Here is a 14,639-nt window from a genome sequence, read left to right on the forward strand (position 1 = left end):
ACACATTCCAAGTCTCGGTTACACCGCGTGATTGTGCGGTTTCATACCCGCGCGGCGGCGAGCCGCGCATGAAACCGCACAATCACGATGACTACTTGGTGTCGCGGTACTTGTTCATCGCGTCGTCGAGCTTCTGCAGCGCGTCACCGTAGTCGGCGAAGTTGCCGTTGTGCTGAGCCTGCTGCACCGCCTCCAGCGCGGTGTTCACATCCTGCAGTGCAGCGGCTTTGGCGGCCGACAGTTGGGCCCCACCACCGGGCAACGCCGCCACCGGAACCGGCACCTCCGGCGCCTGGCCCTGCCGCGGCGGGGTCGCAGGAGGCTGCGCCGCGGGCGGCGACGCCGGCGGTTTGGCACCGGGGACGTCCGCGGGCGCCGGGCCGGTGGCCGTGGCGGCCGCACCGGGCCCGAAGATCTCCGTCAGCGCATCCCCGACGGTCGGGCCGTAGCCGACCTTGTCGTTGTACATCATCGCCACCCGGATCAGCCGTGGGTACGACGAGGCGGCGTCACTGGCCCCGGGTGAGGCGTAGACGGGTGCCACGTACAGCAGGCCGCCCTCACTGACCGGCAAGGTCAGCAGATTGCCCCACCGGATCCGGTTCTGGTTGTCCCGGCCGATGACACCGAGGTCCTGACTGACCGCGGTATCGGTACTGATCGCGTTGAACGCCAGCTTCGGGCCGTTGACCTGACCGGGAATGGTGAGCACGGTGATCTTGCCGTACGACTGTGGATCCGAACTGGCGCTGATATAGGCGGCCAGGAAGTCACGCCGGAACCGGTTCATCGCACTGGTCAGCTGGAATGACGCCGAACTGTCGTTCTGGGCAATGTCTTTGGCGACGATGTAATACGGCGGCTGATAGCTGCTCGCGGTCGGATTGGGATCAAGGGGAACATCCCAGAAGTCCGAGGTGGAGAAGAACGTCACCGGGTCGTTCACGTGGTAGCGGGCCAGCAGCTGGCGCTGCACCTTGAACAGGTCCTCCGGGTAGCGCAGGTGGGCCTGCAGCTCCGGGGACATGTCGGATTTGGGTTTCACCGTGCCCGGGAACACCGACATCCATGCCTTCAGCACCGGATCGGTCTCATCCTGCGCGTACAACGTGACGGTGCCGTCGTAGGCGTCGACGGTGGCCTTCACCGAGTTGCGGATGTAGGACACCTGCTTGTCCGGAAGCAGGCGATTGACCGCCACCTCGTTGGAGTCGATCGTGGCGCTGGACAGCGACGTCAGCTCCGAATACGGGTAGTTGTCCAGCGTGGTGTACCCGTCGACGATCCACACCATCCGCTTGTTGACGATGGCCGGGTACACCCCGTTGTCGGTGGTGAGCCACGGTGCCACCGCCGACACGCGCTCGGACGGATCGCGGTTGAACAGGATCCTGCTGTTGGAACCGATCACGTTGGAGAACAAGAAGTTCCGTTCGGCGAACTTCGCGGCGAACACGCTGCGCGACAGCCAGTTGCCGATCGGCACGCCACCGGCACCGGTGTAGGTGTAGTTCTTGGTGTCGGTGTTGGTCTCGTAGTCGTATTCGCGGTCACCGCCGTTGCGGCCGACGATCGCGTAATCCCCGGGCGCGCTGGCGATCACCGGGCCGAAGTAGACCCGCGGCTGATCCAGTGGCGCCGGACCGGGTGACACCACGCTGCCGTTGGCGCCGACCACACTGGCCAGGAACTCCGGGTAGCCGCCGTTCTGGTTGGGATCGTTGGCCACGCCGCGCACGGTGTTGGCCGGCGAGGCGATGAAACCGTTGCCGTGCGTGTACACGGTGTGCCGGTTGATCCAGTCGCGCTGGTTGTCGATCAACCGCTCGGGATTGAGTTCGCGGGCGGCGACGACGAAGTCACGCAGGTTGCCGTCCGGACCGACATAGCGGTCCATGGCCAGCTGCTCGGGGAAGCTGTAGAAGTTCTTGCCCTGCTGGAACTGGGTGAACGCCGGGCTGACGATCGTCGGATCCAGCAGCCGGATGTTCGACGTCGTCGAACGGTCGGCCGCCACCTGCTGGGCGGTCGTCGCCGCGTTACCGCTGTAGTCACGGTAGGTCACGTTCTGATCGGTCAGCCCGTAGGCCTGTCTGGTCGCCGTGATACTGCGACTGATGTATTCGCTTTCCTTCTGCGCCGCATTGGGTTTGACGCTGAACTGCTCGACGATCATCGGCCAGCCCGCACCGACGATGAGCGAGGACAGCAGCAACAGCACCAGCCCGATGGCGGGGATGCGCAGATCCCGCAATACCAGCGCGGAGAACACGGCGACCGCGCAGATCAGCGCGATGGCCAGCAGGATCAGCTTGGCCGGCAGCACCGCGTTGATGTCGGTGTAGCCGGCACCGGTGAAGGGCTTGCCGCCGCGGGTGTTGCTCAGCAGTTCGTAGCGGTCCAGCCAGTAGGCGGCGGCCTTGAACAACACCAGAGTGCCGGCCAGCGCCACCAGCTGAATGCGGGCGGCCTTGGTGAGCACACCGGTGCGCCCGGACAGCCGGATCCCGCCGAACAGGTAGTGGCCCACCAGATTCGCCAGGAACGCGATGAACACACCGGCGAACAGGAAGTTGAGCACCCACCGGTAGAACGGCAGATCGAAGGCGTAGAAACCGAGGTCCCTGCCGAACTGCGGGTCGGTGACACCGAAGTCTCCGCCGTGCAGGAACAGCTGCACCGTCGTCCACGAGTTGTAGGCGAACAGACCGGCGAACCCGCCCACGACCACCGGGATGCCGATGCCGAACAGTCGCAACCGGCTCATCACCGTCGTGCGGTACCGCGCGATCGGGTCGTTGGGCCCGGCGGACGGCACGAACACCGGGCGGGTGCGATACGCCAGCGTCATCCCGGCGAAGACCAGCGCGCCCATCACCACCGTCGCCGCCACGAACAGCACCAACTTGGTGACCAGCGTGGTGGTGAACACCGACCGGTACCCCAGCTCGCCGAACCACAGCCAATCGACATAAGCGTCGATGAACCGTGGTCCCACCAGTAGCAGCACCACGACGGCCAAAGCCACCCCGATGAGGAACCGGCTACGTCGTGTCAGCTTCGGCATTCGCGCCGCGGGCCGCATTCCCACTCGTCAACTCCAGTCTGTGGTCCGTGGCCGCCGGCACGATCAGGGGCCACAACTGCAACAACTCTACGCATCGCCCGCCAAGGGCATTCTCAGCAACGGGGTGGTTCGCCACCGGCAGAAATGGTGTGCAACGCGTCCACGGCCGTGGTCAGAGTGTCCACCTTGATCAGCTGCAGCCGGTCGTCGCGCGCCGTCAGCGCCTCGGCACAGTTGTCGGCGGGCACCAGGAACACGCTGGCGCCGGCATCCTGGGCCGCCATCATCTTGTGCGTGATGCCGCCGATGGCGCCGACCTCACCGTCGGCGCTGATGGTGCCCGTTCCCGCGACGAACTTCCCGTCGTTGAGGTCACCGGTGGTGAGTTTGTCGACGACGGCGAGGCTGAACATCAGGCCGGCCGACGGCCCGCCGATATTGGCCAGGTTGAACTCGATGTCGAAGGGGGCCCACGGTGCATCGAGCACACCGATTCCGAGGAACCCGTGGTCGCGGTCCGGGTTGGAGCCGAGCGTGACGGTGACGGTGCCGGCCGGTTGATTCTTGCGCCGGTAGTCGATGACCATCTGGTCTCCGGGCTTGGTGGCCTTCACGATCGCCTGGAAGGCCTCCATGGTGGGCACCTCGACGTTGTTCACCATGTCGATGGCGTCACCATCTTTGAGCTTGCCCGCCGACGGCCCGGGGTCGGTGACCGACTGCACCGTCACCGCCTTGGGATATTTGAGGTAGCCCAGCGCCGCGTATTCCGCGTTGTCCTCCGAGGACTTGAATTCGTTCGTGTTGGCCTTGTCGATGTCGTCCTTGGACTTGTCCGGCGGATAGACCAGGTCGCGCGGCACCAGCTGATCCCGCCCCGACATCCACAGTGCGAGTGCCTCGCCGAGGGTGAGGCCGTCGCGCTGCGACACCGTGGTCATGTTCAGGTGACCCGAGGTGGGATGGACGATGGAGCCGGCGGTGCTGTCGGTGCTCTTGATATCGACGACCTGCTTGCCGTCCACCTCACCGAGGGTGTTGAAGGTCGGGCCCGGGCCCAGCGACACGTACGGCACCGTCACCAACGACAGCAGCACACCGAACGCCACGATCGGCACCAGCGCGACCACCAGCGTCATAATCCGCCTGTTCACGCCGCCAACAGTAGAGCGCGTTCACCCACAGCGTGACCCGCGGCCCCACGTCGGCGGCCAGGTGTGAGTACCGTTGAAGCCATGGCTGACCTGCCCTTCGGCTTCTCCCACGGGGATGACCCCGACCGCGACAAGCGCAAAGAAAACCCCGGTGAGGGCTCTGGCGCGGACCCGTTCGGCCTGGGCGGAGGCGGATTCGACATGGCCGATCTGGGCCAGATCTTCTCCAAACTAGGCGAAATGTTCAGCGGCGCAGGCAATGTGATGAACACCGGCCAGCAGGCCGGTCCGGTGAACTATGACCTGGCCCGTCAGCTGGCGTCCAGCGCCATCGGATTCGTCGCGCCGGTGTCGGAGAAGACCGGCGTGGCCATCTCCGATGCCGTGCACCTGGCCGAGACGTGGCTCGACGGCGTGACGCCGCTGCCGGCCGGCACCACCAAGGCGGTGGCCTGGACGCCCACCGACTGGATCGACAACACCCTGAACACCTGGAAGCGGCTGTGCGACCCGGTTGCCGAACAGATCTCGACGGTCTGGGCCTCGGCGTTGCCCGAGGAGGCCAAGACCATGGCCGGCCCGCTGCTGGCGATGATGTCGCAGATGGGCGGCATGGCGTTCGGCAGCCAGCTCGGCCAGGCGCTGGGCAAACTGTCCAAGGAGGTGCTCACCTCGACCGATATCGGCCTGCCGCTGGGCCCCAAGGGTGTCGCGGCGCTGCTGCCCGAGGCCGTCGAGAGTTTGTCGGAAGGGCTTGAACAGCCACGCAGCGAGGTACTGACCTTCCTGGCCGCCCGCGAGGCCGCTCATCACCGGCTGTTCAGTCATGTCCCTTGGCTGTCGAGCCAGCTGCTGAGCGCCGTCGAGGCGTTCGCCAAGGGCATGAAGATCGACATGAGCGGCATCGAGGACATGGCCAGCGGGATCAACCCGGCCATGCTGGCCGACCCGGCCGCCATGGAACAGCTGCTCAGCCAGGGCATGTTCGAGCCCAAGGCCACCCCGGAACAGGTCGCCGCGCTGGAACGGCTGGAAACCCTGCTCGCCCTCATCGAGGGCTGGGTACAGACGGTGGTCACCGCGGCCCTCGGCGACCGCATCCCCGGCACCGCGGCACTCTCGGAGACGCTGCGGCGACGCCGGGCCACCGGCGGGCCGGCCGAGCAGACCTTCGCCACCCTGGTGGGCCTGGAGTTGCGTCCGCGCAAGCTGCGTGAGGCGGCGGTGCTGTGGGAGAAGCTCACCGAGGCCGTCGGGGCCGACGCCCGCGACGCCGTCTGGCAGCATCCCGACCTGCTGCCCGGCCCCGACGATCTCGACGAGCCGGCCGCGTTCATCGATCGGACCATCGGCGGTGACACCAGCGGGATCGACGAGGCGCTGGCCAAGCTCGAAGATGAGGCGAACCGCGGCCCCGAAGGGCCTGTGGATAACTGAGGCGGGCAACCGCCCGACCGTGGCACAGTCGGTGCATGACGCACTACCAGCTCAACCCGTCGATGCCGGTGCTGCTGCGACCGGATGACACGGTGCAGGTGGGCTGGGATCCGCGCCGGGCCGTCGTGGTCACTCCCCCCGCCGGCCTGACGGCCACCACACTGGCCGCGTTGTTGCGCGGCCTGCAGACTGCGGCGACCGAGGACGAATTGTGTACCCGCGCAACGCAGCTGGGCGTGCCTGACAGCGCGGGCGCCGGCGTCGTCACCGATCTGCTCGACGCGCTGCGCCGAGCCGGGGTACTGACCGCCCGGCGCGCGGCCGCCCGGTCGGTGACCATCCGGATCCACGGCCGCGGGCCGCTGTCGGACCTGCTGACCGGCGCCCTGCGCTGCTCGAGCACCCGGGTGACCCAGAGCAGCCAGCCGCATGCGGTGGTGACCGCCGACCGCGCCGACCTGGTGGTGCTCACCGACGCCCTGATCGCCGACCCGCGGGTGGTGCGCGATCTGCATGCCGCCGATGTGCCGCACTTGCCGGTCCGGGTCCGCGACGGCACCGGTCTGGTCGGGCCACTGGTGATTCCCGGCGTCACCTCATGCCTGTCCTGCGCCGACCGGCACCGCCGCGATCGCGATGCGGCCTGGCCGGCGGTGGCTGCCCAACTGCGCCACACGGTCGGGGCGGCCGACCGCGCCACCCTGATGGGCACCGCGGCGCTGGCGCTCAATCAGGTGGACCGGGTGGTCCGCGCCCTGCGTTGCGGAGACGACCCGCTGGGCACCCCGGAACCGCCGATGACGCTGGACACCACCCTGGAGTTCGATGTCGGCAGCGGCGCGGTGCTGGCCCGGCGCTGGTCACGGCACCCGGGCTGTCCCTGCTGACATTGCCGGTCCCAGTTCGTTAGAGCATCTCCAGGTTGTCGTGGATGATGGAAGCGTGGCTGATATCAAGCGTGGGAGCGTGGCGCGCAACGCCAAGCTCGCGTCCCTACCGGTAGGTTTCGCCGGCCGTGCTGCCCTCGGCTTCGGCAAGCGCCTTACCGGCAAGTCCAAGGACGAGGTCACCGCCGAACTGATGGACAAGGCGGCCCAGCAGATGTTCACCGTGTTGGGTGAGCTCAAGGGCGGCGCCATGAAGGTGGGCCAGGCACTGTCGGTGATGGAAGCCGCCATCCCCGAGCAATACGGCAAGCCCTACCGCGAGGCGCTGACCAAACTCCAGCGTGAAGCGCCACCACTGCCCGCGGCCAAGGTGCACCGCGTCCTGGACGCCCAGCTGGGCACCAAGTGGCGGGACCGTTTCGCCTCCTTCGACGACACCCCGATCGCCTCGGCGAGCATCGGCCAGGTGCACAAGGCGGTCTGGTCCGACGGGCGTGAGGTCGCCGTCAAGATCCAGTACCCCGGCGCCGACGAGGCGCTGCGTGCGGATTTGAAGACCATTCAGCGCCTGGTCGGTGTGTTCAAGCAGCTGGCCCCGGGCGCCGACGTGCAGGGCGTGGTCGAGGAGCTGATCAACCGCACCGAGATGGAATTGGACTACCGGCTGGAGGCCGACAACCAGCGCGCCTTCGCCAAGGCGTACGAGAACGATCCGCATTTCGCCATTCCGCACATCGTGGCCAGCGCCCCGAAGGTCGTCATCGCCGAGTGGATGGACGGCATCCCCATGTCGGTGATCATCCGCGAGGGCACACCCGAGCAGCGCGACCTGATGGGCACCCGGCTCACCGAACTCACGTTCGGCGCCCCCAAGCGGCTGAACATGATGCACGGCGACGCCCACCCCGGCAATTTCATGCTGCTGCCCGACGGCCGGATGGGCGTCATCGACTTCGGCGCGGTGGCCCCGCTGCCCGGCGGTTTCCCGGTCGCGCTCGGGCAGACGATCCGGCTGGCCCGCGACAAGAACTACGCGGAGGCGCTGCCTGCAATGGAAGCGGCGGGCTTCATCCAGAAGGGGCAACAGGTCTCCGCGGACGAGGTCGATGACATGCTGCGCCAGTACGTGCAGCCCATCGAGGTCGACGTCTTCCATTACAACCGTCGGTGGTTGCAGAAGATGGCCGCCGGTCAGATGGACAACTCGGTGGCCCAGATCAAGATGGCCCGGCAGCTCGACCTGCCGGCTCAGCTGGCCATCCCGCTGCGCGTGATCGCCTCGACGATCGCGATCTGCTGCCAGCTCGACGCGCACGTCCCGATGAAATCGCTTGCGACGGAGCTGGTTCCCGGCTTCGCCGACGAGGAAGCGGCCTGAACTGATGGCCAGGCGGCCTAGCTTGCGCTAGGCCGCCTGCCCTTCCCGGGTGTCCTTACGCGGGCGGCCCCGTGGACGCTTGCGCGCCACGACGGCGCCCCGCTCGAGGATCTCCCCACCCCAGACGCCCCATGGCTCCTGGCGCTCCAGCGCCTCGGACAGGCACAGGTCGCGTATGGGGCACTCGGCGCACAGCGCCTTGGCCTGCTCAAGGTCGACCGGGCTCTCGGCGAACCACAGGTCTGGATCCCCCACATGGCACGGCACCGCGGGCAGTACGAGTTCCCGGCATGTCATGTCCGACATGTCTTTCCCTACTTCCTGGTCGTTGTATCGGTGTCGGTCTTGCTGCGGACCGGTGACCAGGGTTTTCAGGTGGTGTACCGAAAACAATGGCCACGGATCCGACTGACATCGGGTCCGTGGCCTTTTCGGCGTGTCGGGGGCTACCTAAGTGGTGCCCCAGCTCACGGACGTTGATGTCGCGGCGGCGGTGCGGCGCTTGTACTGCGGGTTGATGGCAGTGAGCGCCCAACCAGCTCGATGGGCGGAAGCGACGACGGGCGCAGCCGGATGAAAGGACCACTGCATCGACGGCTTCGCCGCAGCACCGGCGTGTACGCCGCTGAAGGCTGATGTGAAAATCATGATGTTGGTCCCTCCTTTCGACGTGCTGCACAGAATCGGTGATCTGAGCGTAGATCGTAACAGCGCAATCCCACAAGCAATTTTCTGACCTGCGGTTTTGGCAGAATCTGAGCGACCTATGGCCGATTCTTTACCAACGCCAGCACATCCGGGCCGTACTGCTCGAGCTTGCGGGCGCCGATACCGGGTATGGACACCAGCGCTGTCTCGTCGGTCGGCAGCGTTTCGGCGATCGCGATCAGGGTGTTGTCGGTGAACACCACATAGGCCGGCACGCTCAGCTCTTTGGAGGTGCGCAGCCGCCATTCCTTGAGTTCGGCCAGCAGTGCCTCGTCGATATCGGACGGACAGCTCTCGCAGCGGCGCAGGGTGATCGCCGTCGGGGTGTCCAGCGTCTTGTTGCACACCCGGCACCGTGGGGCCGGGCCCCGGGGTTTGCGGGCGCGATTGGCGGGCGCATCGGCCGGGGACTGCGGGGCCACCCCGTTGAGGAATCGTGACGGCCGGCGGCCCTGCCTGCCGCCCGCGGCTCGCGCCAGCGCCCAGCTCAGCGTCAGATGCACACGCGCCCTTGTGATTCCGACGTAGAGCAGGCGCCGCTCCTCTTCCACCGGCTCGCTGTCGGGGCCGTGCGACAAGGCGTGCGAGATGGGCAGGGTGCCGTCGGCCAGCCCGACCAGGAACACCGCGTCCCACTCCAGCCCCTTGGCGGCGTGCAGTGACGCCAGCGTCACGCCCTGCACCACCGGTGGGTGCCGGGACTGGGCGCGTTGCCGCAGTTCGGCCAGCAGAGCGGGAAGATCCAGCGAAGGCCGTTGCGAGACTTCGTCATCCACCAGTTCGGCGAGCGCGGCCAGCGCCTCCCAGCGCTCCCGCGCCTTGGTGCCGGTCGGCGGTTCGACGGTCAGCCCGAGCGGTTCCAGCAGCGCGCGGACGACCTGCGGCAGCTCGCCCTGGTGTTCGGCGCCGGCGGCGCGCTGCATGGCCAGTAGCGCCTGGCGAACTTCCTGGCGGCTGAAGAACCCCTCCCCGCCGCGCACCTGGAAGGCGATCCCGGCCTCGGTGAGCGCCTCCTCGTACACCTCGGACTGCGCGTTGATCCGGTACAACACCGCGATTTCGGATGCGGGCGTTCCGGATTCGATGAGCTTGGCGACACGCTTGGCCACCGCGGTGGCTTCGGCCGCCTCGTCGGGATGCTCGGTGAACGACGGTTTGGGCCCCGGCTCCCGCTGGCCGATCAGGTGTAATTTGCTGCCGGCCATCCGGCCGCGGGCCGCGGCGATCACCTGGTTGGCCAGCGACACGACCTGTGGCGTGGACCGGTAGTCCCGTTCCAGCCGTACCACGGTGGCGTCCGGGAAGCGCCGGGAGAAGTCGAGCAGGAACCGCGGGGTGGCACCGGTGAACGAGTAGATGGTCTGGTTCGCGTCGCCGACCACGGTCAGGTCATCGCGGTCACCGAGCCAGGCGTTGAGCACCCGCTGCTGCAACGGCGTGACGTCCTGATACTCATCGACGACGAAACACCGGTAGCGGTCCCGGAATTCGGCCGCAACCGCGGCGTCGTTCTCGATGGCCGCCGCGGTGTGCAGCAGCAGATCGTCGAAGTCCAGCAGCGCGGTGCCGTCGCGGTGCGCCTTGAGGTGTTCGTAACTGTCGTAAACCTTGGCCACGGTGGCCGCATCCTTGGGAATGTCGCGACCGACCTTGGCGACCGCGGCGGCGTATCCCTCGGGCGTGATCAGCGACGCCTTGGCCCATTCGATCTCACCGGCCAGGTCGCGCACATCGTCGGTACTGGCATGCAGCGCAGCGCGATTGGCGGCCTGGGCCACCACGGCGAACTTGCTGTCGAGCAACTGCCAGTCGGTGTTGCCGACCACTCTGGGCCAGAAGTACTGCAGCTGCCTACGCGCCGCGGCGTGGAAGGTGACTGCCTGCACCGCCGCGGTGCCCACCCCGGACTCCTCGCCCAGGGTCCGCAGCCGGGCGCGCATCTCCCCGGCCGCCCGTGCGGTGAACGTCACCGCCAGCACCTGGCCGGGCGACACATGGCCCGCGGCCACCAGATGGGCGATGCGCCGGGTGATGGTGCGGGTCTTCCCGGTGCCCGCGCCAGCCAGCACACACACCGGCCCGCGCGGAGCCAGGACGGCCTCCCGCTGCTCGTCGTCCAGATCGACGAGCAGACTGTCGACGGACGGCATGGCGTCCATCATGGCAGGGCGGTGGGACATCTTCTTGCCCCCGGGTTGTTGTCCCCCGTCGCTACCGCTGCTGGGCCAGCCAGTCCTCGAACGTCGTCGTGCCCAACCGGGCACCGGCGCCCGGCAGCAGCGTGTTGCCTGCCATCTCCAGACCGAACACCGACGACCAGGTGGGCACCAGCCGCACCGTCCGGCCGCGCGCGGCCAGCGTCCGGCGCGCCATGTCGACCAGGTCCTGCGTTTCCGGCCCTGCGACGTCGGCATGACGGCCCTGCGGGCTGCCCGCGGCGATCTCGGCCAGGATGGCCGCGATATCGGCCGGGGCGATCGGCTGCACCAGGAGCGGGGCGATCTCGGCCGCACCGTCGTGTTCGGTCCAGCCGGCCACCATCTCGGCGAAATCGTGGAACTGGGTGGCCGGGACGATGGTCCACGGCACCGGCCCCACCTCGACCAGGCTCTCCTGCCGCCGCTTGCCGGCGTAATGCGGGTTGCCCTCGATGTCGTGGATACCCACGATGGACACGATGGACAGGAGCACATGGTGGCCCACCCCGGCGCGCTGTTCGGCGGCGAGCAGATTCGTGGTCGCGGTGGCGAGATAGGTCTCGGTGGCCGCGCGATCGCCCGCGGGTGCATTGGTGACGTCGACCACGGCGTGCACCCCCGCCAGCGCGTCGTCCACTCCGGCACCGGTGCTCAGGTCCACCCCGAGCGACCGGCTGATCGGCACCACCTGATGGCCGGACCGGCCGAGGGCCTCGACGGTCAGTTTCCCGATATTGCCGGTGGCCCCGGCGACCGCGATCCGCATGACTGCATCCTTTCGGCGTGACACACAATTATGGACTTAATCGATCCTCAATATATGTAATATCGTGGCGGCTGTGAAACTTCCCGTGGCCACCGAATGGGCGCTGCACTGCGCCACCTCACTGGCCCAACTCGACCCGGGACGCTCCGCGTCGGCGGCCAACCTCGCCGACTACTTCGACCTGCCGGTCGCCTACCTCACCAAGCAGCTACAGGCATTGGCGCGGGCCGGGGTGCTGTCGGCGCGGACGGGCCCGCGCGGCGGCTTCCGACTGGCTCGTGCACCGGCGGAGGTCACGCTGCTGGACATCGTCGAAGCCGTCGACGGCGGCTCCAATCCCTATGAGTGCCGCGAGATCCGGCAGCAGGGGCGCGGAGCGTTGCCCGCCGCCGATTGCCGCGACACCTGCATCCTCGCGGTCAAGATGGACCAGGCACACCAGGCCTGGCGGGACAGCCTGGCCGGCGTCACACTGGCCGACATCGTCGCGGGCATCCCGGCGTGGGCGCCCGCCCGGACCCAGGGGCTCATCTTGGGAAATACCGACACCCTCCGATAGGTTGTTGCCGCTATGACTACCGCTGCGCTGACCATGTACACCACGTCGTGGTGCGGGTACTGCTCGCGCCTCAAGACCGCCCTGAAGGCCGAGGGCATCGCGTGGACCGAGATCGACATCGAGGGCGACCCCGCGGCGGCGGAATTCGTCGGCTCCGTGAACGGCGGCAACCATGTGGTGCCGACCGTGAAGTTCGCCGACGGGTCCACGTTGACCAACCCGAGCATCAAGCAGGTCAAAGCAAAACTGGGCTGATCGCCCACCTGTCGGTGTATCGAACTAGTGTTCGATACATGACCAACACCACCTACCCGATCGATGTGCTTCGAGCCGAGTTCGACGCCGTCAATGCCGAGATCGACGCGCTGTCATCCGAACCCATCAGGTTGTCCGACACCTGGCGTCTCATGACGCTGTGTGAGCGGGCCCGCGACATCGCCCGGGAGTACGAGCTGCGCGCAGTGCCCCTAGTCGGCGAAGGCCCAGGATTCGATGATCTCGCGGGCAATCGAAATGGATCCGGGTAACAGCAGACGCGACGGGGAGTCACTGCTCCAGTCGCCGTGCTCCAGCGCTTCGCGCACCTGCGCTCGGGTGAACCACTCGGCCTCGGCGATCTCCCCGTCGTTGAAGGAGAAGGGCTGCTCGGGGTCGCCGATGGCGTGAAAACCCACCATCAGTGATCGCGGAAACGGCCACGGCTGGCTGCCCAGGTAATGGATGTCGCGCACGTTGAGCCCGACCTCCTCGGCGATTTCCCGCTCGACGCAGGATTCGAACGACTCCCCCGCCTCCACGAATCCGGCCAGCAGCGAGAACAACCGCTGCGGCCATACCGTCTGGCGGGCCAGCACGGCGCGGTCGTGACCGTCATGCACCAGGCAGATGATGGCCGGGTCGATCCGGGGGAACTCCTCCTGCCCGGTCACCGGGTTGACCCGGGACCAGCCGGCCTTGACCGACTTGGTCGGCGACCCGTCCACCGGACTGAATCGGGCGGCGTCATGCCAATTCAGCAGGGCCGTGGCCGTGGCCACCAACTGCGCGCTGGCGTCGTCGAAGATCGGGCCGGCCCGGCGCAGGTCCAGCACTTCGGTCTGCACAGCGTCGCCCTCGGGTGGTTGCAAGTCGCCGCGGATCGCCCACACGTGCCGGCCACCGGCCAGCGTGCCCAGAAACACCGCATGCTCGGGCGGCGTATCGCCGAGAGCGGCGGTGCCGGTGAGCGCCACACTGCGCCCGGAGATCAGCACCTGGTTACGCCGATCGACGTGCAGGACAGCGGCGTCGGCCCAGCCGGCGATCGCGGCGTCGATATCGGTGCGCACCTCATCGGCACGGTCGGCCCCGATGCGGGACAGCAACGGGACGTTGCGCAGGGTGAACGTGCTCATCGGTTACTCCTTCGAGCGGATGTAGAGCAGCCGGTCGGTCGGCTCCAGCGCATCCACCCGTTCGTCGTCCACCCGCAGCAGCTGGCCGTCGCGCACCACGCCCAGCACGATGTCGGTGAGGTGGCGCGGCGAACCGCCCTCCTCCTTGGGCTCGACCGGCCGTTCGGCGACGGCGAACCCGGCATCGGGAGTCAGCAGGTCCTCCATCATCTCCACCACGCTCGGCGTCTGCGTGGCGATGCCGAGCAGGCGGCCCGCGGTTTCGGAGGTGACGACGGTGGTGTTCGCGCCGGATTGGCGCAACAGGTGCTGATTCTCCGCCTCGCGGACCGCGGCGATGATGTTGGCGTTGGGGGCCAATTCGCGGGCGGTGAGCGTGACGAGCACGGCCGTGTCATCGCGGTTGGCGGCGACGATGATCGACTTGGCGTGCTGGGCGCTGGCCAGCCGGAGCACCTCCGAGTCGGTCGCGCTGCCGCGCACGGTCACCAGCCCCGCGCTCTTGGCGCGCTCGAGCGCCGCCGGATCGTCGTCGACCACGACGATGTCCGCCGGTGCCACGTCATCACCGACCATGGCGGCGACCGCCGTCCTGCCCTTCGTGCCGTAGCCGACGACGATGGTGTGGTTGCGCACGGATTTCCTCCATCGCTGGATCTTCAGCGCCTGGCGCGACTGGGTGGTCAGCGTCTCGACGGTGGTACCGATGAGCACGATCAGGAACGCCACCCGCAGCGGCGTGATCACCAGAACGTTGACCAGGCGTGCGGATTCGGTATAGGGGGTGATGTCGCCGTAGCCGGTGGTCGACAGCGACACGGTGGCGTAGTAGATGCAGTCCAGCAGCGACAGCGGGTCGCTCTCCTCCGGTGTGGCGGCGACATCGCGGTAGCCGTGCCGGTCGATGTAGACGATCAACACCGCAGCCACCAGGGCCGAGAGCGCCCAAAGCACCCGCATGAAGATCTTGCGGCTGGGGCTGACGAACTTCTCGGGGATGTTGAGGATTTCGACGAGATCGGCGTCTGGGCGCGTCGTCAGGTTCTGGTCGATCGCCTCCAGCCGCCGGCGCAACCTACCTTTGGCCACGT

General features: G+C 67.6%; 14 protein-coding genes. 6 read left to right on the plus strand and 8 right to left on the minus strand.

Translation table 11 applies throughout. The annotated features are described in order from the left end of the window. Nucleotides 1–91: 91 nt before the first annotated feature. Nucleotides 92–3,091 carry a UPF0182 family protein gene (locus ACXPWS_RS22875; protein WP_458708843.1) on the minus strand — a complete coding sequence of 1,000 codons (3,000 nt, stop codon included), beginning with the start codon at nucleotides 3,089–3,091 and terminating at the stop codon, nucleotides 92–94. 89 nt (nucleotides 3,092–3,180) lie between these two features. Continuing rightward, complete coding sequence (locus ACXPWS_RS22880; RefSeq protein WP_458708844.1) at nucleotides 3,181–4,221, minus strand: YlbL family protein; 1,041 nt, start codon at nucleotides 4,219–4,221, stop codon at nucleotides 3,181–3,183. A 63-nt stretch (nucleotides 4,222–4,284) separates the two neighbouring features. Between ACXPWS_RS22880 and ACXPWS_RS22885 the strand changes: the two genes are divergently transcribed. From ACXPWS_RS22885 to ACXPWS_RS22895, 3 genes are read left to right on the plus strand one after another with little or no spacing between them, the layout of a single operon-like run. Continuing rightward, the gene (locus tag ACXPWS_RS22885) at nucleotides 4,285–5,658 is read left to right on the plus strand and encodes a zinc-dependent metalloprotease (RefSeq protein ID WP_458708845.1); all 1,374 of its coding nucleotides are present in this window, start codon (nucleotides 4,285–4,287) and stop codon (nucleotides 5,656–5,658) included. A 35-nt stretch (nucleotides 5,659–5,693) separates the two neighbouring features. Further along, entirely contained in the window at nucleotides 5,694–6,545 is an 852-nt protein-coding gene (locus ACXPWS_RS22890) for a cyclodehydratase (protein WP_458708846.1), read from the plus strand. A 40-nt stretch (nucleotides 6,546–6,585) separates the two neighbouring features. Continuing rightward, complete coding sequence (locus ACXPWS_RS22895; protein WP_458708847.1) at nucleotides 6,586–7,923, plus strand: macrolide-binding ATPase MABP-1; 1,338 nt, start codon at nucleotides 6,586–6,588, stop codon at nucleotides 7,921–7,923. A 27-nt stretch (nucleotides 7,924–7,950) separates the two neighbouring features. Here the strand turns inward: ACXPWS_RS22895 and ACXPWS_RS22900 are convergent, their stop codons facing one another. The 4 genes from ACXPWS_RS22900 to ACXPWS_RS22915 form a co-directional block, all read right to left on the minus strand. After that, complete coding sequence (locus ACXPWS_RS22900; protein WP_458708848.1) at nucleotides 7,951–8,229, minus strand: WhiB family transcriptional regulator; 279 nt, start codon at nucleotides 8,227–8,229, stop codon at nucleotides 7,951–7,953. A 144-nt stretch (nucleotides 8,230–8,373) separates the two neighbouring features. After that, nucleotides 8,374–8,571 (minus strand): hypothetical protein, encoded by a 198-nt coding sequence (locus ACXPWS_RS22905; RefSeq protein ID WP_458708849.1) that lies wholly within the window; start codon nucleotides 8,569–8,571, stop codon nucleotides 8,374–8,376. A 116-nt stretch (nucleotides 8,572–8,687) separates the two neighbouring features. Then, the gene (locus ACXPWS_RS22910) at nucleotides 8,688–10,781 is read right to left on the minus strand and encodes an ATP-dependent DNA helicase UvrD2 (RefSeq protein ID WP_458708850.1); all 2,094 of its coding nucleotides are present in this window, start codon (nucleotides 10,779–10,781) and stop codon (nucleotides 8,688–8,690) included. Between the two features lie 61 nt (nucleotides 10,782–10,842). Continuing rightward, complete coding sequence (locus ACXPWS_RS22915; protein ID WP_458708851.1) at nucleotides 10,843–11,595, minus strand: SDR family oxidoreductase; 753 nt, start codon at nucleotides 11,593–11,595, stop codon at nucleotides 10,843–10,845. A gap of 73 nt (nucleotides 11,596–11,668) precedes the next feature. Between ACXPWS_RS22915 and ACXPWS_RS22920 the strand changes: the two genes are divergently transcribed. From ACXPWS_RS22920 to ACXPWS_RS22930, 3 genes are read left to right on the plus strand one after another with little or no spacing between them, the layout of a single operon-like run. Further along, on the plus strand, nucleotides 11,669–12,154 hold the full coding sequence (locus ACXPWS_RS22920; protein WP_458708852.1) for an RrF2 family transcriptional regulator: 486 nt from the start codon (nucleotides 11,669–11,671) through the stop codon (nucleotides 12,152–12,154). Between the two features lie 12 nt (nucleotides 12,155–12,166). Next, entirely contained in the window at nucleotides 12,167–12,409 is a 243-nt protein-coding gene (mrx1, locus tag ACXPWS_RS22925; RefSeq protein WP_458708853.1) for a mycoredoxin Mrx1, read from the plus strand. Nucleotides 12,410–12,447: 38 nt separating this feature from the next. Continuing rightward, nucleotides 12,448–12,681, plus strand: a complete 234-nt coding sequence (locus ACXPWS_RS22930) for a hypothetical protein (protein WP_458708854.1) — start codon at nucleotides 12,448–12,450, stop codon at nucleotides 12,679–12,681. Here the strand turns inward: ACXPWS_RS22930 and nudC are convergent. Together nudC and ACXPWS_RS22940 are read right to left on the minus strand one after the other, a co-directional pair. Beyond that, nucleotides 12,622–13,548, minus strand: a complete 927-nt coding sequence (gene nudC, locus ACXPWS_RS22935) for an NAD(+) diphosphatase (RefSeq protein WP_458708855.1) — start codon at nucleotides 13,546–13,548, stop codon at nucleotides 12,622–12,624. The genes ACXPWS_RS22930 and nudC overlap by 60 nt on opposite strands. A 3-nt stretch (nucleotides 13,549–13,551) precedes the next feature. Then, nucleotides 13,552–14,637, minus strand: coding sequence for a potassium channel family protein (locus ACXPWS_RS22940; RefSeq protein WP_458708856.1), 1,086 nt, complete (start codon nucleotides 14,635–14,637; stop codon nucleotides 13,552–13,554). Nucleotides 14,638–14,639: the final 2 nt, after the last annotated feature.

The organism is Mycobacterium sp. BMJ-28 (assembly GCF_054404835.1).